The organism is Pseudomonas asiatica (assembly GCF_040214835.1).
In the GTDB taxonomy this organism is placed as follows: domain Bacteria; phylum Pseudomonadota; class Gammaproteobacteria; order Pseudomonadales; family Pseudomonadaceae; genus Aquipseudomonas; species Aquipseudomonas putida_Z.
On record NZ_CP157874.1, the window covers coordinates 3,118,250 to 3,143,614 of the forward strand.

Annotated in this window: 20 protein-coding genes; 14 read left to right on the top strand and 6 right to left on the bottom strand. The window is 64.2% G+C overall.

Going from position 1 to position 25,365, the window contains the following annotated elements; translation table 11 throughout:
* Nucleotides 1-77: 77 nt before the first annotated feature.
* The 3 genes from ABNP31_RS14030 (at nucleotide 78) to ABNP31_RS14040 (ending at nucleotide 2,459) form a co-directional block, all read left to right on the top strand.
* Entirely contained in the window at nucleotides 78-617 is a 540-nt protein-coding gene (locus tag ABNP31_RS14030; RefSeq protein WP_085664749.1) for a gluconokinase, read from the top strand.
* 111 nt (nucleotides 618-728) lie between these two features.
* Nucleotides 729-2,081: a GntP family permease gene (locus ABNP31_RS14035; protein ID WP_015270532.1), complete on the top strand. Its 1,353-nt coding sequence runs from the start codon at nucleotides 729-731 to the stop codon at nucleotides 2,079-2,081.
* Nucleotides 2,082-2,165: 84 nt separating this feature from the next.
* Nucleotides 2,166-2,459: a hypothetical protein gene (locus ABNP31_RS14040; RefSeq protein WP_085664748.1), complete on the top strand. Its 294-nt coding sequence runs from the start codon at nucleotides 2,166-2,168 to the stop codon at nucleotides 2,457-2,459.
* Between the two features lie 176 nt (nucleotides 2,460-2,635).
* Here ABNP31_RS14040 and ABNP31_RS14045 read toward each other — a convergent pair whose 3' ends face one another.
* The 4 genes from ABNP31_RS14045 to ABNP31_RS14060 form a co-directional block, all read right to left on the bottom strand.
* The gene (locus ABNP31_RS14045; RefSeq protein ID WP_025339314.1) at nucleotides 2,636-4,063 is read right to left on the bottom strand and encodes a sigma-54-dependent transcriptional regulator; all 1,428 of its coding nucleotides are present in this window, start codon (nucleotides 4,061-4,063) and stop codon (nucleotides 2,636-2,638) included.
* Nucleotides 4,032-5,525 (bottom strand): sensor histidine kinase, encoded by a 1,494-nt coding sequence (locus ABNP31_RS14050; protein ID WP_085705985.1) that lies wholly within the window; start codon nucleotides 5,523-5,525, stop codon nucleotides 4,032-4,034. The genes ABNP31_RS14045 and ABNP31_RS14050 overlap by 32 nt, the downstream gene beginning before the upstream one ends.
* 295 nt (nucleotides 5,526-5,820) lie before the next feature.
* A complete protein-coding gene (locus ABNP31_RS14055; protein ID WP_350012405.1) occupies nucleotides 5,821-7,281 on the bottom strand; it encodes a HAMP domain-containing sensor histidine kinase in 1,461 nt (486 codons plus the stop codon).
* A 326-nt stretch (nucleotides 7,282-7,607) separates the two neighbouring features.
* Nucleotides 7,608-8,192 carry a lytic transglycosylase domain-containing protein gene (locus ABNP31_RS14060; protein ID WP_023662492.1) on the bottom strand — a complete coding sequence of 195 codons (585 nt, stop codon included), beginning with the start codon at nucleotides 8,190-8,192 and terminating at the stop codon, nucleotides 7,608-7,610.
* A 185-nt stretch (nucleotides 8,193-8,377) separates the two neighbouring features.
* On the opposite strand from ABNP31_RS14060, the gene gspG reads away from it, so the two are divergent.
* Together gspG and ABNP31_RS14070 are read left to right on the top strand one after the other, a co-directional pair.
* Complete coding sequence (gspG, locus tag ABNP31_RS14065) at nucleotides 8,378-8,803, top strand: type II secretion system major pseudopilin GspG (RefSeq protein WP_085588532.1); 426 nt, start codon at nucleotides 8,378-8,380, stop codon at nucleotides 8,801-8,803.
* Nucleotides 8,804-8,814: 11 nt separating this feature from the next.
* Entirely contained in the window at nucleotides 8,815-10,005 is a 1,191-nt protein-coding gene (locus tag ABNP31_RS14070) for a type II secretion system F family protein (RefSeq protein WP_085615498.1), read from the top strand.
* On the opposite strand, the gene ABNP31_RS14075 is transcribed toward ABNP31_RS14070, so the two are convergent.
* Nucleotides 9,999-11,306, bottom strand: a complete 1,308-nt coding sequence (locus tag ABNP31_RS14075; RefSeq protein WP_025339319.1) for an LLM class flavin-dependent oxidoreductase — start codon at nucleotides 11,304-11,306, stop codon at nucleotides 9,999-10,001. The two genes, ABNP31_RS14070 and ABNP31_RS14075, sit on opposite strands and share 7 nt — an antisense overlap.
* Before the next feature lie 139 nt (nucleotides 11,307-11,445).
* Nucleotides 11,446-12,381, bottom strand: a complete 936-nt coding sequence (locus ABNP31_RS14080; protein WP_238066390.1) for an ABC transporter substrate-binding protein — start codon at nucleotides 12,379-12,381, stop codon at nucleotides 11,446-11,448.
* 215 nt (nucleotides 12,382-12,596) lie between these two features.
* On the opposite strand from ABNP31_RS14080, the gene ABNP31_RS14085 reads away from it, so the two are divergent.
* From ABNP31_RS14085 to ABNP31_RS14125, 9 genes are all read left to right on the top strand, one after another.
* Nucleotides 12,597-13,205, top strand: coding sequence for a cysteine dioxygenase (locus tag ABNP31_RS14085; protein ID WP_350012406.1), 609 nt, complete (start codon nucleotides 12,597-12,599; stop codon nucleotides 13,203-13,205).
* Nucleotides 13,202-14,788, top strand: a complete 1,587-nt coding sequence (locus ABNP31_RS14090) for a rhodanese-related sulfurtransferase (RefSeq protein ID WP_286099968.1) — start codon at nucleotides 13,202-13,204, stop codon at nucleotides 14,786-14,788. The genes ABNP31_RS14085 and ABNP31_RS14090 overlap by 4 nt, the downstream gene beginning before the upstream one ends.
* A 251-nt stretch (nucleotides 14,789-15,039) precedes the next feature.
* Nucleotides 15,040-16,281: a multidrug efflux RND transporter periplasmic adaptor subunit MexE gene (mexE, locus tag ABNP31_RS14095; protein ID WP_015270540.1), complete on the top strand. Its 1,242-nt coding sequence runs from the start codon at nucleotides 15,040-15,042 to the stop codon at nucleotides 16,279-16,281.
* A gap of 12 nt (nucleotides 16,282-16,293) precedes the next feature.
* A complete protein-coding gene (locus ABNP31_RS14100) occupies nucleotides 16,294-19,473 on the top strand; it encodes an efflux RND transporter permease subunit (RefSeq protein ID WP_025339324.1) in 3,180 nt (1,059 codons plus the stop codon).
* Complete coding sequence (locus ABNP31_RS14105) at nucleotides 19,470-20,885, top strand: efflux transporter outer membrane subunit (protein ID WP_085665734.1); 1,416 nt, start codon at nucleotides 19,470-19,472, stop codon at nucleotides 20,883-20,885. Before ABNP31_RS14100 ends, ABNP31_RS14105 begins: the two co-directional genes overlap by 4 nt.
* A 681-nt stretch (nucleotides 20,886-21,566) precedes the next feature.
* Nucleotides 21,567-21,893 (top strand): type II toxin-antitoxin system RelE/ParE family toxin, encoded by a 327-nt coding sequence (locus tag ABNP31_RS14110; protein WP_085665733.1) that lies wholly within the window; start codon nucleotides 21,567-21,569, stop codon nucleotides 21,891-21,893.
* A gap of 13 nt (nucleotides 21,894-21,906) precedes the next feature.
* The gene (locus ABNP31_RS14115) at nucleotides 21,907-22,191 is read left to right on the top strand and encodes a helix-turn-helix domain-containing protein (RefSeq protein ID WP_003260206.1); all 285 of its coding nucleotides are present in this window, start codon (nucleotides 21,907-21,909) and stop codon (nucleotides 22,189-22,191) included.
* 416 nt (nucleotides 22,192-22,607) lie between these two features.
* Nucleotides 22,608-23,663 (top strand): tetratricopeptide repeat protein, encoded by a 1,056-nt coding sequence (locus ABNP31_RS14120; RefSeq protein WP_350012407.1) that lies wholly within the window; start codon nucleotides 22,608-22,610, stop codon nucleotides 23,661-23,663.
* A gap of 80 nt (nucleotides 23,664-23,743) precedes the next feature.
* Nucleotides 23,744-25,360 (top strand): response regulator, encoded by a 1,617-nt coding sequence (locus ABNP31_RS14125; RefSeq protein WP_085665731.1) that lies wholly within the window; start codon nucleotides 23,744-23,746, stop codon nucleotides 25,358-25,360.
* The last annotated feature ends 5 nt before the right edge of the window (nucleotides 25,361-25,365 follow it).

Here is a 25,365-nt window from a genome sequence, read left to right on the forward strand (position 1 = left end):
GGACAAGATCAATAACACCGGGGAGGTGACTGTTCGTCGACGACGAGACAGCGCTATCTCACCCGCAGGAGGTACTGATGAATTCTCCCCTGTCCGCCATCGTGGTGATGGGCGTGGCCGGTTGCGGCAAAAGCTGCATCGGCGCTGCCATCGCCGCCCGAAGCGGCGGCCGCCTGATCGAAGGCGACGCTTTCCACCCTGCCGAAAACATCCGCAAGATGAGCGCTGGCATCCCCCTGGACGACAGCGACCGTGCCGGCTGGCTGGTGCGTCTTGGTCAGGAGCTGCAAGCCACGACCCAGGCCGGGGAACGTCCGATCCTGACCTGTTCGGCCCTCAAACGCCGCTATCGCGACTCCCTGCGCGATGCCATGCCCGGGCTGGTGTTCGTGTTCCTCGAGCTGTCACCCGCCGAGGCGGAAAAACGCGTGCTGGCCCGCCCCGGGCATTTCATGCCGGCGAGCCTCATCGACAGCCAGTTCGCTGCCCTCGAGGCGCCACACGGCGAACCCCTGACTATCGCGCTTGACGCCACCCAGCCCATCGAAGCGCTTGCCGAAGCGGTGGACAGCTGGCTAAAGGGCCGCGGTGAGCCGGGCCTGGCACAAACCGCCTGACCGTGGCGGCTTTCCCGGCCCACCCAAGACAGCGCTACCCTGCCCCATAAGCGCAAGCAAAGTTACAAAAAAGCTACGCCAAAACAACGATAAGACCGAGGCCTTCAAACCATGTTCGGACTGGCTACTGATACCTTCCTGCTGCTCGACGCGCTGGTTACCATCGTCGGGCTGATCCTGCTGATCACCCACTTCAAAGTCCACCCCTTCGTCGCCCTGACCATCGCGGCCGGCTTCCTTGGCCTGACCTCCGGCATGCCGGTGGCCAAGGTCATGAAATCGTTCCAGGACGGTTTTGGCGGCGTGCTGGGCTTCGTCGGCATCGTGCTTGCCCTGGGCACCATGCTTGGCAAGCTGATGGCCGACTCCGGGGGGGCCGACCAGATCGCGCAAACCCTCATCCGTGCCTTCGGCAAGAAGAACGTGCACTGGGCGATGATGTTCGCCGCCTTCCTGGTGGGCATCCCGCTGTTCTTCGAGATCGGCTTCGTGCTGCTGATTCCGCTGGTGTTCATCGTCGCCCGGCGTTCCGGCGTGTCGCTGATCAAGATCGGCATTCCACTGCTGGCCGGCCTGTCGGTGGTGCACGGCCTGGTGCCCCCGCATCCGGGCCCGCTGCTGGCGATCGGCATCTTCCATGCCGACATCGGCAAGACCATCTTCTATGGCCTGATCGTGGCGCTGCCTACCGCCATCATCGCCGGCCCGCTGTTCGGTAACTTCATTTCCCGCTACATCCCGGGCACCCCGTCCCAGGAGCTGATGGACCAGATCGCCAAGGAGTCCGACCAGGGCAACCTGCCGAGCTTCACCATCACCCTGGTCACCGTGCTGCTGCCGGTGGTGCTGATGCTGCTGAAGACCTTCGCCGACGTGGTGCTGCCAGCCGAGCACATCGTGCGCCAGTGGATGGACCTGATCGGCCACCCCATCACCGCCCTGCTCGCTGCCCTGCTGCTGGCCTTCTACACCTTCGGCTCGGCCCGTGGCTTCAACCGCCAGCAGATCATGAAGATGCTCGACCAGAGCCTGGCACCAACCGCGGCGATCGTGCTGATCGTGGGTGCCGGCGGCGGCTTCAAGCAGATGCTGGTAGACACCGGCGTGGGCAACGTGATCGGGCAGATGGCCGTGCAGGCGGAGATTTCGCCGATCATGCTGGCCTGGCTGGTAGCGGCGGTAATCCGCATTGCCACCGGTTCCGCGACGGTCGCCACCATCACCGGCGCGGGCATCGTCGCACCGGTGATCGACCTGGTGCCTGGGGTCAACCGTGAGCTGCTGGTGCTGGCCACCGGCGCCGGCTCGTTGATCCTGTCCCATGTCAACGACGCCGGTTTCTGGCTGGTGAAGCAGTACTTCAACATGACCGTGGCGGAAACCTTCAAGACCTGGAGCATGATGGAGACCATCCTGTCGATCGTCGGCATCATCTTCATCATGTTGCTGTCGCTGGTGGTGTAACCGTTGATCGGGGTAATGGCACCTTGAAGCTTCGGGTAGGGCCGAACGGAAGTATCAGCCCTACCAGAAGCAAAGGAGCCTGCCATGCCCCGCTCAAGCATCCTGCTGATTGCCCTGCTCGCCACGCCATTGGCCATCGCTGCCGGCACCGGCCCCACCTACCCCGACGACCCGCACAACCCGGCGCCCAAGCCGGGCGCGGACAGCACCCTCAACCCGATCGAAAAGCCCATGCCGCGGGACACCGACCCACGCATAAAAGGCAACGACCCGGACAGCCCGCCCGCTGAACAGAATGACAACCGGGATTTGCCGGGTATGGATGGCAGTGGCTCGGAAGGTACCGGGCGACAGGGAGCAGCCGATAATCAGCGTTGATCAATGCGCTCAAATTCTAAAAGTTGCCGCAATCCCTGTAGGAGCGGCCTTGTGTCGCGAAAGGGCTGCAAAGCAGCCCCAGCAATTTCAACTGTTGCGCATCAATCCCGGGGCCGCGTTGCGGCCCTTTCGCGACACAAGGCCGCTCCTACAAACGCCGCTCCCACAAAGGGGGCTCACCACTGGCGCTTGTCCGGCCTGGTCAGCCCCAGTTTCTCGATCCGGTAACGCAGCATGTCCCGCGACAGCCCGAGCATGCGCGCCGACTTGGTCACGTTCCAGTCCGTGCGGTCCAGGGTCTTGCACACCAGGTCGCGCTCCATGTCCGGCAGGCTGGTGCCGGGCTCGGGTTCGTGCCGAGGCATTTCGAACACCGCAGGCGCCGCCTGTTGCACCAGCGGCTCGTCGATCAGGGTCATGCACAGGTTGAGCTGATGCGCCTGCACCACCTCGTTCGGTGCCAGCAGCACGGTCTGCTCCAGCATGTTGCGCAGTTCGCGCACATTGCCTGGCCAGCTGTAACCGAGCATCAGGTTTTCCGCCTCGGCGGAAAAGCGCAGGTTCGGCTTGCCATAACGCCGGCCATGATGGGCCAGGAAATGCCGCGCCAGCAGCAATACGTCCTGCCCGCGGGCATACAGGCGCGGGACCTTCAGGGCGATGATGCGCAGGCGGAAGAACAGGTCGCGGCGGAACTTGCCCTGCTGCACCATCTGCTCCAGGTTGCAGTTGGTAGCGCTGATCACCCGCAGGTCGACCTTGCGCTCCTTCACCGCGCCGATGCGGCGGATACTGCGGTCTTCCAGCAACTTGAGCAGCTTGGCCTGCAGCACCAGGTCCATCTCGCCAATCTCGTCGAGGAACAAGGTGCCGCCATCGGCAGCCTCCACCAGGCCCACCCGGCGCTCCTTGGCATCGGTAAAGGCGCCCTTCTCGTGGCCGAACAGCTCGGCCTCCAGCAGGTTGGCCGGGATCGAGGCACAGTTGAATTCGATGAACGGCCCCTTGCTGCGCGAACCATCGAAATGCAGGGCGCGGGCCACCAGCTCCTTGCCGGTACCGGTCTCGCCTTCGATCAGCACCGGTGGCAAGTCGTCACTGGCCATGCGCCGCTCGGCATCCAGCACCTGGCGCAGGGTGTGCTTGAGGGTGAGCATCGTCGGTGATTCGCCGATCAACGCCTGCAACCCGGACTTCTGCGCCTCGCGCTCCTGGTAGAACGACAACGTGCGCTCCATGCGTTCGGCAGCCAGTGCCTTGTCCAGGGTCAGCTTGAGCTCGGCCAGCACCACCGGCTTGGTCAGGTAATGGAAGGCGCCCTCCTTCATTGCCTGCACGGCATCTTCGACATTGCCGTAGCCGGTCATCATGATCACTTTCAGGTCCGGCACCTGCGCCACCAAGGTACGCAGCAGGTCGTGCCCGCTCATGCCCGGCAGCGAGTTGTCGGTCAGCACCGCATCGGGCTGGCCCCGCTTGATCTGCTCCAGCGCCAGTTCCGCGCTGTGGCACACGGTGACCTCGAAGCCCTTGAGGCTGAGGTAGGTGCGAATATTGTCGGCGAGAATTTCATCATCCTCGACTACCAGGATGCTGTGCTCCATGGTCCCCTCCCGCTGCGATATTGAATGTGAGGCTGACGCGGGTTCCTTCCTCTTCGCGGCTGCTCAGGCTGACCGAGCCGCCAAAACGTTCCATGATGCGTTTGACCAGGGCCAGGCCTACGCCGAGGCCGCCCTGCTTGGTGGTGTAGAACGGCTTGAACACCATCCGTTCCTGCTGTTGGCTCATGCCCTTGCCGGTATCGCTGAGGACGAACTCGGCACGCTGCCCATCCTGCACATTGACCTGGGCACGCAGCATGCCGCCTTCGGGCATGGCTTCCAGGGCATTGGAGAACAGGGTGTTGAGAATTTGCGTGAGTTGTAGCGGCTGGCTGGCCACCCATTGTGCCCCGGGGCCTTCGTAGCAGAAGCGCACGCCGTTGCGTTCGATCTGCTGGGCGAAGGCCAGGTGGGTGTCCTCGATGGCCGTCACCAGGTCCACGGCCTCGGCGTCGTCACTGGTCGGGCGCAGCGACACCAGCAAGTCACGCACCCAGCGCGACATGCGGTCGACCTGGCTGATGATGTCGGTGATGTTCTTCTGTGCTGCGGGGTTGGCGATTTCCTGGGCCAGTTCGGCGCTGGAGCGGATGTTGGCCAGCGGGTTGCGCAAGCTATGCGCCACCGCCGAGGACATCTCGCCCAGGGCCACATAGGTTTCACTGGCCACCAGCCGATCCTGCTGCAAATGCAATAGCTGCGCCGCGCGGCGCACGATCCAGAACAGGCCGAAGTAGACCAGCGCCCCGCCCACCAGGGTCGAGGCCCAGATCAGCACGTAGCCGCGCTGGATGCGCCGCACCAGGTCTTGCGGCTCCTTGTAGATCTCCACCATCGCCAGCACCTGCTCGCCCTGGCTGTCGAACAGCGGGATGTAGTTCTCGATGAACAGGTAACGCGGCTCACGCTGGAACTTCTGCTCTTCGCGGTCATCGTCGGCCTGGTGGTAGCTGGCCGACACCGCCTTGCGCGAGCGGAAGGCGCGGTCGAGGTCGCCATCGGCCTCGATGCGCTTGCCGATCAGCTCCCGGTTGGTCGACCAGACGATGGTGCGGTCGCGTGCATAGACATTGGCCAGCAAGGTGTCCGGCAGGTGCTCGACATGGTCGAGGAACTCGACCCGGGTAGATTCAGCCAGGTCCGGGGTGAACTGCAGGTGCTGCTGGTCCAGGCGCGGATCAAGCAACTCGCCCATGGTGGTGCCCGGCGGCAACTGCGAATGGCGCACTTCGGCCTGGGCCATGGCCTGGATGAACTGGGCGGTGAGCATGGCATCGCGCTCGACGCTGTCGCGCACCACGAAACGCGTCGACACATAACCCAGCCCGCCTGCCACCGAGGCGATGATCAGCAGGCTGATGACCGAGAACCAGCGCAGCAGGTTGAATTCGCGCAATGGCACGGCCACACCGCTGGCGGTAGTACTGGCCTTGTCTGGCACTTCATTATCCAGCATCTGCATCGCGTGCTTCCCGCGCTGGGCGTCCGTTCAGAAATGCATCAAGGCGACGAACAGTAGCCAATTGATAGCACTCCACCCGTGCAGCCGCAGCTGCCATTTGTCGTGTTGCACTCCGCCTGTCACGTTGCAAGAACCCAGCCAGCCATCTGATTGATTTGATTAGTTCTTTATAATCAATAGGTTAATGAATTTTCCTAGATTCGTATGGAGGATTATCCCCCACATTTGGGGATTTTCACCCCAAAAAACATAGATCCTTTATAAACAATAAGATACGAAGATTTATCAATGTAAATCATGAGGACTCGATCAGCCGGAAACTCAACGAAACCCGGGTGCCATGGCCTTCACTGCTGCTGAGCCGGACGCTGCCACCGAAGCGTTCCATGATGCGTTTCACCAACACCAGGCCCACACCCAACCCACCCTGCTTGGTGGTGAAGAAAGGCCGGAAGGCCATGCGCTGCCGCTCTTCGTTCATGCCTTTGCCGTTGTCGGACAGGCGCAGGGTCAGGTTACGACGGTCATGGCGCACCACCTCGACACGCAACCGCCCACCCTGCTCCATCGACTCCAGGGCGTTGGCGATCAGGCTGCTGAAAATCTGCCGCAGTAACACCGGGTGCCCCAGCACCTGCACCGCCGGTAACGGTTGCAGGTCCAGGCTCACGCCGCCACGCGCCAGCAGCACCGCGTAGGTCTGCAGGCTTTCCTGCAATGCCAGCGGCAAATCCACCGCCACTGCCTCATCGTTGAGCGGGCGCAATGACTGCAACATCTGGCGGATCCACTGCGACATGCGGTCGACCTGGCTGATGATGTCGTTGACATTGCGCTGCGCCGGGCCGTCGTCGAACGCCTGGGCCAGCTCGGCACTGGAACGGATGCTGGCAAGCGGGTTGCGCAGGCTGTGGGCTACCGCCGAGGACACCTCGCCCAGTGCCACGTAGGTTTCGTTGCTGATCAGCCGTTTCTGCTGCACCGACAGCAGGCGCGCGGCGCGGTGCATGATGCCGTACAGGCCGACGTAGACCAGCCCGGCACCGACGGTGATCGCCAGCCAGATCAGGATCAGGCCATGCTCGATGCGCACGATCAGGTCATGGGGCTCCTTGTAGATCTCGACCATCGCCGTGACCTGCTCGCCATCGGCATCGAACAGCGGAATGTAGTTCTCGATGAACAACTGCTCGGGTGGGATGACGAACTTCTGCTCGGCGCGGGCCTGTTCGAAGTTGTGGTAGCTGGCCGAGACTCGCATCTTGTATTCGAAGGCCTGCTCCAGGTCCTGGTCGCCTTCGATCAGCTTGCCGACCAGCGCCGGGTTGCTGGACCAGATCACCGTACGGTCCGGGGCATAGATGTTGGCCAGCAGCATGTCGGGCAGGTGGGCGATGTGGTCGAGGAACTCGCCACGCGCCCTGCGCCGGGCGTCCGGGTCGACATCGAGCAGGTTGGCGCGGTCGATGCGCGGGTCGAGCAGTTCACCCATGGTGCGCACATTGGGGATCGACACATGGCGCACTTCGGCATCGGCGATGGAGGTAATGAATTGCGCGGTGAGCAAGGCATCGCGCTCGATGCTCTCGTCAATGATGAAACGGCTGGAAATCAACCCCAGCCCGACCGCTACCGAGAGGATGATGGCCAGGCTGACCCAGGCGTACCAGCGCAGCAGGTTGAACGGCTTGCGTGGGGTGGCCAGTTCGTTACCGGCGGGTACTTCAATAGCGTCGGAACGAGGGGCGATGTCCATGGCGGACTCCACAACTGGGCACCTTCAGAAGGTTATAGCCCAGAGTTGGGGAAACCATCGGGTCAGCTTGGTGGCATCCGCCGAAGGGTATTGTTTTGTTTCCCGTACTGAACGCACCTGCCTTGCAAAAATCCAGATGCTCACACGGTCCCTGTGGGAGCGGCTTTAGCCGCGAACACCGGCGCAGCCGGTGCCATGCACCGCGTTGGATTGTTCGCGGCTAAAGCCGCTCCCACAGGGTACGTGGATTGCTTGCAATTTCAGTTATCTACGCGACAGCGCAGCCCAAAGGGCTGGGCCATCTCCCACAGGGAAAATTGCAAAGGCTAATCACCCGTCAACCCCTGCAACCGGCGGTACTCCCGCAGCACATTCGGTACATAGCGCCGGGTCTCGGCAAACGGCGGTACCGCACCACGGCGCAACACAGCTTCGGGGCCGGCGTTGTAGGCCGCCACGGCCAGGGTGATGTCATTGTCGAACAAGTTGAGCATGCGCTTGAGGTAGCGGGCCCCGCCCTGCACGTTGTCTTCCGGGTCCAGGCGGTTTTCCACGCCCATCTCGCGGGCGGTATCCGGCATCAGTTGCATCAGCCCCACGGCGCCCGCCGGTGAACGGGCCTTGGGGTTGTAGCCGGACTCGGCCTTGATCACCGCATGCAGCAACGCCGGGGGGACGTCGTGGGTACGCGCCGCGGCGGCGACCAGCTTGGCGTAGGGGCGGCCGGTGATGAGCTGCGCGTTGGCCGGGCCGGCCTGGGCCTTCGGCTCGCTGATCACCGTTTCATAGAGGCGCCCGGGTCGATGGACGTTGGTCAGTATGTAGCTGCCTTTGGCGTCGATGGAAATGTACACATCGGCCTGGGCAGCACCTGCCACCAGCCAGATCAAACCGAGAATGAGTCCACGCATGTCGGTCGCCTCTTCGTGGTACCCCCAAATTTGGGGGATATACCCCGGAAAACCCGAGGTCGATGACCACGACGCAAGCACTGTGCCGCTTTGCGTACCGCATGGTGCAAGGCGCCAGCACGGGCGTGCACGGCTGTTGCATGGAGCCTGCAAAAGCTTGTCCCCATGCAGCGGAGGGCTTCACCATGCAGCGCAGAACCAACCCTCAACGTGGCTTCACCCTGCTTGAACTCCTGGTGGTGCTGGTGGTGCTCGGCCTGTTGGCCGGTATCGTCGCGCCCAAGTACTTCAGCCAGCTAGGCCGCTCCGAGGCCAAGGTGGCGCGGGCGCAGATAGAGGGGCTGAGCAAGGCCCTGGACCTGTACCGCCTCGAAGTCGGCCACTACCCCAGCAGTGAGCAAGGCCTGCAGGCCCTGGTGATCGCCCCCAGTGGCGAAGCGCGCTGGACCGGCCCGTACCTGCAGAAGGCCGTGCCGCAAGACCCGTGGGGCCGCCCGTACATCTACCGGCAACCTGGCGAGAACGGCGGCGAGTACGACCTGCTGTCGATGGGCAAGGACGGCCAGCCCGGTGGCGACGGGGAAAACGCCGAAATCACCAGTTGGCAGTAGGGAGAACGACCATGCGCTACAGCCTCAAGGCCCTGGGCAGGCAGGGTGTGGTGCAGTTGCAGATCGACGCCGAGGACGCCGACCAGGCCCGCCGCCAGGCCGAGGACCAGGGCCTGCGCGTGCTCAGCCTGCGCGGCCACGGCGGCGCCTTGCGCGGCATGGCCTGGCGCCGCGAAGCAAGCTTTGACCTGGTGCTGTTCAGCCAGGAACTTTCAACCCTGCTCAACGCCGGCCTGCCGCTGATCGACGCGCTGGAGAGCCTGGCGGAAAAGGCCCCCGCAGCGGCAACGCGCAAAGTGCTCGCCGAACTGGTCCGCCAACTGTACGAAGGCCGCTCGCTGTCTCAGGCCCTGGGCCAGCAGCCACGGGTATTCCCGCCGCTGTACGTGGCGCTGGTGCAATCCAGCGAGCGTACCGGCGCACTGGGCGACGCCCTCGCCCGCTACATCAGCTACCGCCAGCGCCTGGACCTGGTACGGCAGAAGCTGGTGGGCGCCTCGGTGTACCCGTTGCTGCTATTGCTGGTGGGCGGTGGCGTGGTGCTGTTCCTGCTTGGCTACGTGGTGCCGCGTTTCAGCCAGGTATTCGAGGGCATGGGCACCGAGTTGCCCTGGCTGTCTCGGCTACTGATGCAGATCGGCCTGTTCCTGCATGCCCAGCAACTGCCACTGGCGTTGGGCACCCTCGGCGTGGTCATGGCGCTGTGGCTGCTGCGCCGCCAGCCACGGGTGCGGCGTTGGGCAGCCTGCCAGCTGCGGCGCCTGCCGGCACTGCACCAACGCCTGATGATGTACGAACTGGCGCGCTTCTACCGCTCGTTGGGCATCCTGCTGCAAGGCGGCATCCCCATCCTCACCGCCATGGGCATGGCCCGCGGCCTGCTCGGCAGCGCGGCGGCCCAGGGCCTGGAGCACGCCAGCCAGCGGGTCGGCGAAGGGCTGCCGTTGTCCGACGCGCTGGAGGCCGGGCAACTGGTCACGCCGGTATCGCTGCGCCTGCTACGGGCCGGCGAGCAGTCCGGCAACCTGGGCGAGATGCTGGAGCGCTGCGCCGACTTCCATGACCAGGAAATCGGCCGCTGGGTGGAATGGTTCGTCAAACTGTTCGAACCACTGCTGATGACCTTCATCGGCCTGCTGATCGGCCTGATCGTGATCCTGATGTACATGCCGATCTTCGAACTGGCCTCGAGCATTCACTGAATGGCCAGGCCCAGGCTTTCGCGCAGGGTGGTGCCCTCGTAGGCGGTGCGGTATACCCCGCGTTCCTGCAGCAGCGGCACCACTTGCTCGGTAAAGCGGCGGAACTGCCCGGGGTGGCCGATATAGATGTTGAAACCATCCAGCGCCCGCGCCTCGAACCACTCGGCCATTCTGGCCGCTACCGTTGCCGGCGAACCGACGAAGGCCCCCGGCCGCAACTGGCGGCCGAATTCCACCGCCTGGCGCAAGCTCAAGCCCTGCTCCCGTGCCTGGTCGGCAATACGCCTGGCGTTGGTGAAGAAGCTGCTGCGCGCGTGCTCCAGGCTTTCTTGCGGGAATGGCGCATCGAGGTCGTACTGGCTGAAGTCGTGCCAGCCGAAGTTGCGCCCGAACTCCTTGAGCGCCAGCTCGAAGCTGTGGTCCTGCTGGTGGTAATGGCGCTCGATCTCGCGGGCGTGTTCGTCGGTGTCGCCGACATAGATCTCGGCCCCGGGCAATACCAGCAACTGCTCGGGGTCACGCCCCAGCCGCGCGGCGCGGCCCTTCACATCACGGTAGAACGCCTGGCCCTGCTCAATGCTGGCGGCGTGGGTGAAGATTACATCCGCGGTGGCAGCCCCAAGGTCACGCCCTTGCTGCGAATCGCCGGCCTGGAAGATGACCGGCTGGCCCTGTGGCGAGCGCTGGATGTTCAACGGCCCCACCACCGAGAAGTGCTCGCCCTTGTGGTTCAGGGCATGCATCCGGCTGGGGTCGAGGAACTGCCCGGTGGCCCGGTTGCGCGGGAAGGCGCCGTCTTCATAGGAGCGCCACAGGCCCTGCACCACCGCGACGTGCTCCTGGGCGCGGGCATAGCGGGTGTCGTAGTCGTAGTGCTCGTCACGGCCATAGTTGCCGGCGGTGCCGGCGTCGCCACTGGTGACCACGTTCCAGCCGGCGCGGCCCTTGCTGATCAGGTCCAGCGAGGCAAGGCGGCGGGCGACGTTGAACGGTTCGTTGTAGGAAGTGGTCAGGGTGCCGACCAGGCCGATGTGGCGTGTGCTTACCGCCAGCGCCGAGAGCAGGGTCAGCGGCTCCAGGCGGTTGAGGTAATGGGACGGCGAGCCGGGGGTGATGTACTGGCTGTCGACGATGAACATCAGGTCGAACAACGCCGCCTCGGCCTGACGGGCGATGTCGATGTACCAATCGATATTGACGCTGGCGTCGGCAGGCAGCTCCGGGTCGAGCCACAGGTTGTGCCGGCCAGGGCCGCCGCAGCCCATGGTCAGGGCACCGAGCTTGATCTTGCGGGTGGTCATGGGTATTCCTCGGAAATGGTGGTGGCTGGGCCGGCCTCTTCGCGGGTAAACCCGCTCCCACAGGAATTGCGCAGTATTCGAGTGCTGCACTGCCCCTGTGGGAGCGGGTTTACCCGCGAAAGGGCCGGTACAGGCGTAATCAGTGCTCGAACGCCGCCGCGAACGAGGTATCGAACAGGCTGGCCGCCGGGTAGGCCTTGATCAGCCCCAGCCCGGCAAAGAAGTCCACGGTCTTCTGCGCCTCCACGATCACCTGCGGGTTCAGTGCCGCCACATCGGTACGCGCCCTGGCAAACCAGGCCCGGGCGATGTCGCGGTCGGCACGGGTGCGCTTGGCCCAGGCATCGGCATACGCCTCGGTGTGGGCGGGGTCGCTCAGGGTCCAGTCACGGGCCTTCTTCAGGCGCTGGAGAAAATCACTGATCTGCGCCCGCTTGACCTCCACCGCCTTGGCATTGGCCACCACGAAACTCTGCGCCGGGATCAGCCCTTCGGCCGTGGCCAGCACCCGCGCCCCTTGGCGCTCCTGCTGGGTGACATAGGGTTCCCAGGTGGCGATCACATCCACCGAACCACCATCCAGGGCATGCGACGCATCCAGGGCGCTGAGGTAGCGCAGCTCCAGGGCGTCACGCGGCACCGCCGCCTTGTCCAGCGCGCTGAACAGCAGTTGCTGGCTCCAGGAACCCTTCCAGATCGCCGCACGCTTGCCACGCAGGTCTTCGAGGCGGTGAATGTTCGAGTCCTTGCGTGCCAGGATGGCCACGCCCTCCAGGTTCTGCCGGCTGACCGCAATCACCTTGATCGGCGCACCCAGCGCACCGAGGAACAACGGCGGCGCATCGCCCAGCAGGCCGATGTCCAGGCTGCCCACGTTCAGCGCCTCGGCCACCGGCGAGCCGGCGGTGAACTGCTTCCATTCCAGGGTATAGGGCAGGTCGTCGAGCACGCCGGCCGCTTCCATCACGGCGCGGGCATTGAAGCTCTGGTCGCCAACCACCAGGGTTTGCGCGGCGGCCGCCAGGCTGAGGGAGCTGGCCAGCACACCGGCGGCCAATTGCTTGAGGTATCGCACGTTCGTCTCCAGGTACCGTCGAGGTACATAAGGCCGATCCGCGCGTGCGGTCTCGTGGGGTAATCGCGGGGCTTGCTGTTCGTTGCGCCCATTTCAAAACAGATCAGCCAAGCTGTAAATGCATTTTTTGCATATTAGCTTATGAATATTTTTACTTTTAAGAATACTCACCGCATTTGCTAGGGTTTAACCAAACCGTCAGCCGAGCCTGAACCATGAGCCAACCCCTGCGCCTCGAGCGCCTGCGCCACTTCATCGACGCACTTTCGCAACTGCTGGACCGGGAAACCGACGAAGCCACCCTCCTCGACCAGGGCCAGGGCCTGCTGCGCAGCCTGGTCGCCCATGACGACTGGCTGCCCGAGGCGCTGGCGCAGCCGGACCCGGCCCGTTACCATCAATACCTGCTGCATTGCGATTCGCGCCAGCGCTTTTCCATCGTCAGTTTCGTATGGGGGCCAGGCCAGCAGACGCCGATCCACGACCACCGGGTGTGGGGCCTGATTGGCATGTTGCGTGGCGCCGAATACTCGCAAGGCTTTGTCCGTAGCGAGCACGGTACGTTGCTGCCGGCAGGCGAGCCGGTGCGCATCGACCCCGGCCACGTGGAGGCCGTATCGCCGCGCATCGGTGATATCCATCAGGTCAGCAACGCCTTCGCCGACCAGGTCTCGATCAGCATTCACGTGTATGGCGCCAACATCGGCGCCGTCAGCCGTGCCGTGTACCTGCCCGACGGCAGCGAGAAACCGTTCATTTCCGGCTATTCCAACACCCTTCTGCCCAATATCTGGGACCTGTCCAAAGAGAACCCTGCCCCATGAGTACCGTAGCCACCCGCGCCTTCCACGACATTCGTCGGGCATTGCTGGCCCATGAAGAACTGGCGCTGATCGATGTACGCGAGGAAGACCCGTTCGCCCAGGCACACCCGTTGTTCGCCGCCAACATTCCGTTGTCGAAACTGGAGCTGGAGGTGTTTGCCCGGGTCCCCCGGCGCGACACCGCCATCACCCTGTATGACGACGGCGAAGGCCTGGCGGCCCAGGCCGGCCAGCGTCTGACGGCACTGGGCTACAGCGATGTGGCACTGCTCGAAGGTGGCCTGGCCGGCTGGCGCGCAGCAGGCGGCGAACTGTTCCGCGACGTCAACGTGCCAAGCAAGGCCTTTGGCGAACTGGTGGAAAGCGTGCGACACACCCCATCGCTGGCGGCCGAACAGGTGCAAGCGCTGCTGGATGCCAAGGCCGATGTGGTGGTGCTCGACGCCCGCCGCTTCGACGAATACCAGACCATGAGCATCCCGGGTGGCATCAGCGTCCCGGGTGCCGAACTGGTGCTGCGGGTGGCCGAGCTGGCGCCCGACCCTGCCACCCAGGTGATCGTCAATTGCGCCGGGCGCACCCGCAGCATCATCGGCACCCAGTCGCTGGTCAACGCCGGCATCCCCAACCCGGTGGCCGCCCTGCGCAACGGCACCATTGGCTGGACCCTGGCCGGGCAAACCCTGGCCCACGGCCAGCAACGGCGCTTCGCCGAGGTTACCGACAGCACCCGTGCCGATGCCGCACAGCGCGCGCGCAGCGTGGCCGACCGCGCCGGCGTGGCCCGCCTGGAGCCCGAAGGCCTGGCCGCCTGGCAGGCTGATACCAGCCGCACCACCTACCTGTTCGACGTACGCACGCCCGAGGAATACGCCCAGGGCCACCTGCCGGCCAGCCGCAGCGTGCCGGGCGGGCAGCTGGTGCAGGAAACCGACCATGTCGCCAGCGTACGCGGGGCGCGCATCGTGCTGGTGGACGATGACGGCGTGCGGGCCAACATGAGCGCTTCGTGGCTGGCGCAGATGGGCTGGCAGGTGGCAGTGCTGGACGGTTTGTCAGCGGCAGACTTCAGTGCAGCCGGCGAGTGGCAGGCGCCGCAGCCGGCGTTGCCAGCGGTGACCGAAATCGGTGTCGAGCAGCTGGAGGACTGGCTGCAAGCGCCAGGCACCGTGCTGCTGGACTTCACCAGCAGTGCCAACTATGTGAAACGGCATATTCCAGGCGCTTACTGGGCGATCCGCGCGCAGTTGCCACAGGTGCTGGAGCGCTTGCCGGTAGCCGAGCGCTATGTGCTGACCTGCGGCAGCAGCCTGCTGGCGCGCTTTGCGGCGCTGGACTTGCAGGCACTGACGCAAACCCCGGTGTACGTGCTGGACGGTGGCACCGCGCGCTGGATCGCGGCGGGCAAGGCGCTGGAGAGCGGCGAAACGCGCTTGGCCGTGGCGCGTACCGACCGTTATCGCCGGCCTTATGAAGGGACGGACAACCCGCACGAAGCGATGCAGGGGTATCTGGACTGGGAGTTCGGCTTGATTGCCCAGCTGGAGCGCGATGGCACCCATGGGTTCCGCGTATCGAGCTGAGATTGCCGGGGGCGCGTTGCGCCCCTTTCGCGACACAAGGCCGCTCCTACAGGGGAACGCGTAAGCTGTAGGAGCGGCCTTGTGTCGCGATGGGCTGCAACGCAGCCCCAGAAATCCCAACCATGCCGCAAATCGATGAACGACTCACACATATCATTCATCGTGATAATAACCTTCGTCCCGTTCGATTCGTGCCTCACGCGCAAGACACTCACACTCCGCCCACTACTAATACATTGGCGGAGTTCTCCATGGAACAATCATTCAAACCCTTGCGCTTCCCCCTCGCTGCCCTGGCAGTGGTGGTGATCAGCGCTTGTGGCCGAACCCCAGACGCAGTGCAGGCTCCCACCGCGCCGAAGGTCAGCGTGGCCAAGGTGATCGAGCAACCGATCAATGAATGGGACGAGTTCACCGGCCGCCTCGAAGCGCCGGAAACCGTCGAGGTACGCCCACGGGTCTCCGGCCAGATCGACCTGGTAGCCTTCACCGAAGGCGCCCAGGTCAAGAAAGGCGACCTGCTGTTCCAGATCGATCCACGCCCGTTCCAGGCAGAGGTCCGCCGCCTCGAAGCCCAACTGCAGCAGGCCAAGGCCACCGCCATTCGCAGCGCCAACGAAGCCCGCCGTGGCGAACGCCTGCGTGACAGCAACGCCATTTCCGCAGAACTGGCCGAATCGCGTAGCAGCGCCGCCGCCGAAGCCCGCGCCGGGGTCGACGCGATCCAGGCCCAGCTCGACCTGGCACGCCTGAACCTCAGTTTCACCCGTGTCACCGCGCCCATCAGCGGCCGTGTCAGCCGCGCCCAGTTCACCGCCGGCAACATCGTCACCGCCGATGTCACCCCGCTGACCAGCGTGGTCTCCACCGACAAGGTCTACGCCTACTTCGACGCCGACGAGCGCGTGTACCTCAAGTACACCCAGCTGGCCCGCGAAGGCCAGCGCGGCCAGAGCACCCCGGTGTACCTGGGCCTGACCAACGAAACCGGCAACCCGCACCTGGGCCAGATGAACTTCGTCGACAACCAGGTCAACCCGCGCACCGGCACCATCCGTGGCCGTGCGGTGTTCGACAACAGCGACGGCCAGTTCACCCCAGGCCTGTATGCACGCCTGAAGCTGGTAGGCAGCGCCCAGTACCAGGCCGTACTGATCAACGACGAAGCCGTGGGCACCGACCTTGGCAAGAAGTTCGTGCTGGTCATGGACAAGGACAACAAGGCCGCCTACCGCGCCGTGGAGCTGGGGCCGAAGCTGGAAGGCCTGCGCATCGTGCGCAGCGGCCTGGGCAAGGACGACCGCATCGTGGTCAAGGGCCTGCAGCGTGTGCGCCCTGGCTCACCGGTCACCCCGGAAGAGACACCGATGGCCAGCGAACAGACCCTCGCCGCCCTCGCCCAGCAGCGCCAGGCCCTGGAGGCCAGCAACCCGGCGCCGAAGGTGGCGGGCAACAACGTGAAAGTCGCCAGCGCCCAGGCGCCACGCGGTTAAGGGACCACACCGATGAACTTCTCGAAATTCTTCATTACCCGGCCAATCTTCGCCGCGGTGCTGTCGCTGGTGCTGCTGATCGCGGGTTCGATCTCGCTGTTCCAGCTGCCGATCAGCGAATACCCCGAAGTGGTGCCGCCCACCGTGGTGGTGCGCGCCAACTTCCCAGGCGCCAACCCCAAGGTCATCGGCGAAACCGTCGCCGCGCCACTGGAGCAGGCGATTACCGGCGTGGAGAACATGCTGTACATGTCCTCCCAGTCCACCGCTGACGGCAAGCTGACGCTGACCATCACCTTCGCCCTGGGCACCGACCTGGACAACGCCCAGGTGCAGGTGCAGAACCGCGTCACCCGTACCCAGCCCAAGCTGCCCGAGGAAGTGACCCGCATTGGTATCACGGTCGACAAGGCCTCGCCCGACCTGACCATGGTCGTGCACCTGACCTCGCCGGACAACCGCTACGACATGCTCTACCTGTCCAACTACGCCATCCTCAACATCAAGGACGAGCTGGCGCGCCTGGGCGGCGTGGGCGATGTGCAGCTGTTCGGCATGGGCGACTACTCGCTGCGCGTGTGGCTGGACCCGAACAAGACCGCTTCGCGCAACCTCACCGCCAGTGATGTGGTGGCTGCAATCCGCGAGCAGAACCGCCAGGTAGCCGCCGGCCAGCTGGGCGCCCCACCCGCCCCCGGTTCGACCAGCTTCCAGCTGTCGATCAACACCCAGGGTCGCCTGGTCAATGAGGAAGAGTTCGAGAACATCATCATCCGCGCCGGTGCCGATGGCGAAATCACCCGCCTGAAGGACATCGCCCGGGTCGAACTCGGCTCCAGCCAGTACGCCCTGCGTTCGCTGCTGAACAACCAGCCGGCGGTGGCCATTCCGATCTTCCAGCGCCCAGGCTCCAACGCCATCGAGATCTCCGACGAAGTGCGGGCGAAGATGGCCGAGCTGAAGAAGGACTTCCCCGAGGGCATGGACTACAGCATCGTCTATGACCCGACCGTGTTCGTCCGTGGGTCCATCGAAGCCGTGGTACACACCCTGTTCGAAGCGCTGGTGCTGGTCGTGCTGGTCGTCATCCTGTTCCTGCAGACCTGGCGTGCCTCGATCATCCCGCTGATGGCCGTGCCGGTATCGCTGATCGGTACCTTCGCCGTGATGCACCTGTTCGGCTTCTCGCTCAACGCGCTGTCATTGTTCGGCCTGGTCCTGGCCATCGGTATCGTGGTGGACGATGCCATCGTCGTGGTGGAGAACGTCGAGCGCAACATCGGCCTGGGCCTGAAACCGCTGGAAGCCACGCAAAAGGCCATGGGCGAAGTGACCGGCCCGATCATCGCCACCGCCCTGGTGCTGTGCGCGGTGTTCGTACCTGCTGCGTTCATTTCCGGCCTCACCGGGCAGTTCTACAAGCAGTTCGCCCTGACCATCGCGATCTCGACCGTGATCTCGGCGTTCAACTCGCTGACCCTGTCGCCGGCCCTGGCTGCCGTGCTGCTGAAGGACCACCATGCGCCCAAGGACCGGTTCTCGCGGTTCCTGGAAAAACTGCTGGGCAGCTGGCTGTTCGCCCCGTTCAACCGCTTCTTCGACCGCGCTTCCAACCGCTACGTCGGCGGCGTGCGTCGGGTCATCCGCTCCAGCGGCATCGCCCTGTTCGTGTATGCCGGCCTGATGGGCCTGACCTACCTGGGCTTCTCGTCCACCCCGACCGGTTTCGTACCGGCCCAGGACAAGCAGTACCTGGTGGCGTTCGCCCAGCTGCCTGACGCGGCCAGCCTCGACCGCACCGAAGCAGTGATCAAGCGCATGAGCGAAATCGCCCTGAAGCAGCCTGGCGTGGCCGACTCGGTAGCCTTCCCAGGCCTGTCGATCAACGGTTTCACCAACAGCCCGAACAGCGGCATCGTGTTCACCCCGCTCAAGCCGTTCGACGAGCGCAAGGACCCGAGCCAGTCGGCGGCGGCCATCGCTGCTGCACTGAATGCCCAGTTCGCCGACATCCAGGACGCCTACATCGCGATCTTCCCGCCACCGCCGGTACAAGGCCTGGGCACCATCGGCGGCTTCCGCCTGCAGATCGAAGACCGTGGCAACCTGGGCTACGAGGCGCTGTACAAGGAAACCCAGAATATCATCGCCAAGAGCCACAACGTGCCGGAACTGGCGGGCCTGTTCACCAGCTACCAGGTCAACGTGCCGCAGGTCGATGCCGCCATCGACCGGGAAAAGGCCAAGACCCACGGCGTGGCGATCACCGACATCTTCGACACCCTGCAGGTCTACCTGGGCTCGCTGTACACCAACGACTTCAACCGCTTTGGCCGTACCTACCAGGTCAACGTCCAGGCCGAGCAGCAGTTCCGCCTCGATGCCGAGCAGATCGGCCAGCTGAAGGTGCGCAACAACCTCGGCGAGATGATCCCGCTGGCGACCTTCCTCAAGGTCAGCGACACCTCCGGGCCTGACCGGGTGATGCACTACAACGGTTTCATCACCGCCGAGATCAACGGCGCAGCGGCACCGGGCTACAGCTCCGGCCAGGCCGAAGCTGCAATCGAGAAGCTGCTGAAAGAGGAACTGCCCAACGGCATGACCTTCGAGTGGACCGACCTGACCTACCAGCAGATCCTCTCGGGCAACACTGCGCTGTTCGTGTTCCCGCTGTGCGTACTGCTGGCCTTCCTGGTGCTTGCCGCCCAGTACGAAAGCTGGAGTCTGCCGCTGGCGGTGATTCTGATCGTGCCGATGACGCTGCTGTCGGCCATCACCGGGGTGATCGTGTCGGGTGGTGACAACAACATCTTCACCCAGATCGGCCTGATCGTACTGGTGGGCCTGGCGTGCAAGAACGCGATCCTGATCGTCGAGTTCGCCAAGGACGAACAGGCCAAGGGGCTCGACCCGCTGGCAGCGGTACTGGAAGCCTGCCGCCTGCGCCTGCGGCCGATCCTGATGACCTCGATCGCCTTCATCATGGGTGTGGTTCCACTGGTGTTCAGCTCCGGTGCAGGTTCTGAAATGCGCCATGCCATGGGTGTGGCGGTGTTCTCGGGGATGATCGGCGTGACCGTGTTCGGCTTGTTCCTGACCCCGGTGTTCTTCTTCCTGATTCGCCGTTTCGTCGAGCGTCGCCAGGCCCGCAAGGCCGAACGCGCCCACTCGCTGGAGAGCCATGCATGAACCTGCTCAAACCCTTGACCCCGAGCCTGCTGGCGCTGGCCCTGGCGGCCTGCGCGGTAGGCCCGGACTACCAGGCGCCAGCCACCGAGCCTGCGCAGCTGGCCAGCGATGTACAGGCCAAGGCCTACGACCGTAGCCGTTTCGAGAGCCTGTGGTGGAAGCAGTTCGACGACCCGGTACTGAACCAGCTGGTGCAGGCTTCGCTGGACGGCAACCGTGACCTGCGCGTGGCCTTCGCCCGCCTGAAGTCGGCCCGTTCGATCCGTGAAGACGCCGAGAACGATCAGTTCCCGGTGGTCACCAGCCGCGCCAGCAGCGACATCGGCAAGGGCCAGATCCCCGGCCAGACCACGCAACGGGTGAACAGCGAGCGCTACGACCTGGGCCTGGACATGGCCTGGGAGCTTGACCTGTTCGGCCGCATCCAGCGCCAGATCGAAGCCAGCGAAGCCCAGGAAGCGGTAGCCGCGGCCGACCTGCAGCAGCTGCAGGTCAGCCTGATCGCCGAGCTGGTCGATGCCTACGGCCAGCTGCGCGGCGCGCAGTTGCGCGAGAAGATCGCCCTGGCCAACCTCAAGACCCAGCAGGAATCGCGGGCCATCACCGAAACCCTGCGCGATGCCGGGGTGGGCAACGACCTTGACGTGGTACGGGCCGACGCGCGCCTGGCCGGGGTCGAAGCCACCGTGCCGCAACTGCAGGCGGAACAGGCGCGGGCCCGGCATCGCATCGCCACCCTGCTCGGCCAGCGCCCCGAGGCGCTCAGCGTCGACCTGTCGCCCAAGGCCCTGCCGGCCATCGCCAAGGCGCTACCGGTGGGTGACCCGGGTGAACTGCTGCGCCGCCGCCCGGACATCCGCAGCGCCGAACGCCAGTTGGCGGCTGCCACTGCCAACGTCGGCGTGGCCACGGCCGACCTGTTCCCCCGCGTCAGCCTCAGCGGCTTCCTCGGCTTTACTGCTGCCCGTGGCTCGCAGATCGGCTCCTCGGCAGCCAATGCATGGGCGCTGGGCCCGAGCATCACCTGGGCGGCCTTCGACCTGGGCAGCGTGCGCGCCCGCCTGCGCGGTGCCAAGGCCGATGCCGAAGGGGCACTGGCCAACTATGAACAGCAGGTGTTGCTGGCCCTGGAAGAATCGGCCAACGCCTTCAGCGACTACGACAAGACCCAGCAGCGGCTGCTGTCGCTGATGCGCCAGAGCGATGCCAGCCGCAAGGCGGCTGAACTGGCCTCGATTCGTTATCGCGAGGGTACGGTGGACTACCTGGTGCTGCTCGATGCCGAGCGTGAGCGGCTGAGCGCCGAAGATGCTCAAGCCCAGGGCGAGGTCGAGCTGTACCGCGGCATCGTCTCCATCTACAAGGCCCTGGGCGGCGGCTGGCAGCCGGAGACTGTAGCCAGCGCGCGCTGATACACCCGTTTCAACGACTCCTTTGGTTGGCTCCTCCCCCAACCGTTTGCCCCGCAGGCCTTGGTCCGCGGGGCTTTTTTATGCTGATTGAGGGTGTGTGCAGGGTGCATGCCTCTGAATCTTCAGTGCCTATGAGATCGAGCGCCGCCCGCGCGGTGCATCGCCGGCAAGCCAGCTCCCACAGGTACTCCACCGCTTTTGAGACCTGTGGTTCACCTGTGGTAGCTGGCTTGTGCATGCCTTGAAGTTGGTGCGGACCATGTAGGAGCTGGCTTGCTGGCGATCGAGGGCAAAGCCCTCGCCTAGGTTCTAGAGCTGTAAGACATTTCCGAACCAGAAACCAAATGCTTCAGTTCGAACGCCCTGTCGAATTATCCTACAGCACCTGTCGGAAGGTGCTGTCTTGGCTGGGAAGCACACCAGGTTTAATGTCCTCGGCTCGCCTTTTCAGGTGAGTTGCCTCACTTCTGTTGCCCATTCCTTTCTGTTTTAGTCGGTGTCGATAATGGACATTTACAGGCTTGAGGTTATATCGGTATCGATATAATTTGTGTGCAGGCTCCTGGAATCTGTGCATTGCCATGTACGCCAGAAAGGTGCAGCGGCATGACCAAACACACGGGTGAGGCATGAGGCGCAAGCGCAGCTGGCGATTGGAGCGATGGCGAAGGGGTATGCGTCATGTGGGACGGTCAGAAGCCTATCGAATGGGTAGGCGGCAGCAAGGATGATGTGCGCAGGTTTCCACCAGTGGCGAGGCAGCGGGCTGGGTATCAGCTGGACTTGATCCAGTCCGGTGAAGAACCTACCGACTGGAAGTCGATGGAGAATGTGGGGCGGGGTGTGCGGGAGATCCGCATCAAGTGTAAAGACGGTGCTTTTCGCGTGTTGTATGTTGTGAACCGCCCGGAAGCTGTCTATGTCCTGCATGCATTCCGCAAGACAACTGAAAAGACGGATAAGCGCGATATTGATGTGGCGAAAGCCCGTTTCAAGTCGCTGGACTGAGAGGTGATCAACAATGGCGAATGAACGCTCGGCATCTGTATGGGACGCGTTGGCTGATACGCCAGAAGAGGCCGACAACCTTAGGCTGCGCTCGCAGTTGATGCGGATTTTGGTCAAGACGGTGCGTGCCTGGGATCTACCTCAGAAGGATGCGGCGCGTCGGCTACATGTCACTCAACCGCGCTTGAGTGAGCTGTTGAATGGGAAGATTGACAAGTTTTCCCTGGATGCCTTGGTAAATCTGCTGGCCAATGCCGATCTGGAAGTGGATTTCACGGTGAAGGAAAAGCTCGCCTGAATCGGTGGCTGGACCATGAAGGCCAGGCCTTGCCGTTTTCAACCCGCACCGAACTGAGGCGAACGAGGATCGATTCTCTACTAATGCGGAAAATAAATTTCTAAAGACAGTTGCTCCCACATCTGTTTCGGGCCAGTTACTCCTGGCTCCTGCGCACTCGCACCCTGGGTGCATGTCTGGAGAATGCAGAAGAGCAGCAGCGCTACCTTCGATATCGTGTCGTACAAACAAGGGGTCGCGCGCGCCAGGCACAGAAGAGACTGGCCCGAAACAGATGTGGGAGCTGGCTTGCCGGCGATGCGCCGCGCGGGCGGCGCTCGGTCTCACAGGCGCAGAAAATGTCGAGACAGGCACCTGGTTGCATTTACCCCCCAGCTAGCCCAAGCTCTGCCCTTCCCGCCGCCACGGATCGTCCGATGCCCAGACGCCACCGCTACCTGATCGCCCTGCTGCTGTTGATCCTGGTATCGGCCCTGTTCGGCTACCTGTGGCGCGACACTCCGCCAGCCCCGCCAACCCTGCCCGCGCACAGCTACGCCAAGGCCCTGCGCCAGGCCCATGAGGGCCAACCCGGCGCTGCACGGGTGCTGTACCAACAATTGCAGCGCACCGACCTACCGCCCATCCGCCGAGCGGCCTTGTATGCCGAACTGCCCAACTACCCTTCGCCCCAGGCATTGAAACTCGCCCGCCAGGACCTGGAACATGCCGACCCGCTGGTGCGCCGTGCAGCCATTGCCGGCATCCGCCGCCTGCTGCCGGCGGCGCAGCGCAGCCTGGTACTCGGCCCGCTGCTGGATGACGACGAGCAAAGCGTACGCTTTGCCGCGGTAGATGCCCTGCTCGGCCTTGCCCCGGATGACATCGGCCTGTATTTCGGCCCGCTGCAGGTCGCCCTGGAGCAATACCAGCAGGCCCTGGAGCAACAACCCGAAGACCCAGACGCCCAGGTCCACCTGGCGCGCCTGTATCTGCACGAAAACGACTACACCCTGGCCGCCACAGCCCTGCAACGGGCCCTGACGGTAGCGCCAGGCAACCTCGACGCACTGGCGACCCAGGTACGCCTGCTGGAACGCCAGGGCCATCACGACGCCTCGCGTCAGGTACTGGGCAAAGCCCTGGCGCTGAGCCCCGACTCGGCCTTTCTGCAGTACGAACTGGGGCTCTGGCTGAACCGCCACGAGCAGCGCGAATACGCCTTGCTGGCCTTGTCCCGCGCCGTCGAACTGGACCCGGATAACGCCGACTACCGCTATACACTGGCGGTCACCCTGCATGAACTGGAACAACTCGACGCCGCGCAAAAGCAACTGGAAACCGTGCTCAGCCGCCAGCCGGCCAATCGCCGGGCACGGGTGTTGCTGATCCAGTACTGGAAGGAAACCGGCCAGTTGCAGAACGTGCAGGTACTGCTGGCCGAACTGGAGCGGCAGAACCCGGACGACCCCGTGCTGCAACAGGGCCTGTAGGCAACGTCCGAAAATTTGTTGAACCCTGGGGCTGTGCCCAAGGTCCAGTGGATATCAGACCACCCTGCAGGAGAGTCGTTTTGGCCAGTTCGTTGGCGCTGGACGAACGTGCATTGATCCTGGCGCCCCCGCCAATAGCCGCGGATACTGCTCGCCTGCTCGCTTCTGCGGGCATCGACAGCCTGTGCGCGGTCGACCTGGCCAACCTGCAAGCCTGCCTGGCCGAAGGCGCGGGCGTGGCGATCATTGCCGAGCAAGTGTTCAAACAGGGCCCAAGCGCGTTGCTGCAGGCATTCATCGACCAGCAACCGTGCTGGTCGGACCTGCCCATCGTGCTGCTCGGTCAAGGGAGCCAAGCGGCCAAGGGCTCGACCAACTATCCAGTGGGCAACCTGGTCCTGCTGGTCGCACCATTCGAAAACGCCCAGCTGCTGCACACGACCCGGTCCGCCCTGCGCAACCGGCGCCGGCAGTACCTGGCGCGCGACCAGCTGCAGGACCTGCAGCAACGCCTTGACGCCCAGGCCGCGCCTCCCGGCGAAGACCAGCAACGTAGCGAGTTCGCCCGCCACCAGACGCGCAAGATGGAGGCCATCGGCCAACTGGCCGGGGGGGTCGCCCATGACTTCAACAACCTGCTCACCAGCATTGGCGGCAGCTTCGAGCTGATCGACCGGCGCTTGCGCCAGGGCCGCAGCGATGGCCTGGACAACGTGCTGCGCATGGGCCGCGAGGCAGTGTCACGCGCCGCCCGCTTGACCCATCGCCTGCTGGCTTTCTCTTCCCGGCAATCGCTGCACAGCCAGCAGGTCGACCTGCACGACCTGCTCCAGGCCAAGCGCCTGAAGGCTTGCTTGAGCCCGGCCGTGAACCTGCACCTGCAAATCGCCAAGGGCCTGTGGTCGGTCGAAGCCGATGACCAGCAGTTGCAGGAAGCCCTCGACAACGTGCTGCTCAATGCCTGCGAAGCCATGCCCAGCGGCGGCCAGCTGCGCATCGAGGCAAGTAACCAGCACATCGGCGCCGGGCAATTCCCCGGCGGTGCCCAGTGCGCCGGCGACTATGTACGCCTGCGAATCGTCGATGACGGCCAGGGCATGGCGCAAAGCACGCTGGAGCATGCCTTCGAGCCGTTCTTCAGCACCAAGGCGATCGGCCAGGGCATCGGCCTGGGCCTGTCGATGGTGTACGGCTTCAGCAAGCAATCCCACGGCCATGTCACCCTGCACAGCCAGATCGGCCAAGGCACCCGGGTGGACCTGTACCTGCCGCGCCATGTCGACCAGGACCAGGCACCGGTCAAACCCGTGCAGCCCGTGCGAGGCTACCAGGGCAATCACGTGCTGGTGGTCGAGGACGACCCGCATGTACGCCAATTGCTATGCCAGGCCCTGCGCGAGGATGGCTTCGCCTGCCACAGTGCCGCCGACGCCAACGAGGGCCTTAAGGTTCTGCGTTCGACACAACCGGTGGATCTGCTGGTCAGCGATGTCGGCTTGCCCGGCATGAATGGCCGCCAGCTGGCCGAGATTGCACGCAACCTGCGCCCACGCTTGCCAGTACTGTTCATCACCGGCTATGCGGAAACGGCCATGGCCCGCGAGGGTTTCCTGGAGGCGGGCATGCACCTGATCTGCAAGCCCTTCGAGCTGAAGCAGCTGCAGGCCCAGGTGACCCAGATACTGGGCAAGCCCTGAACCGC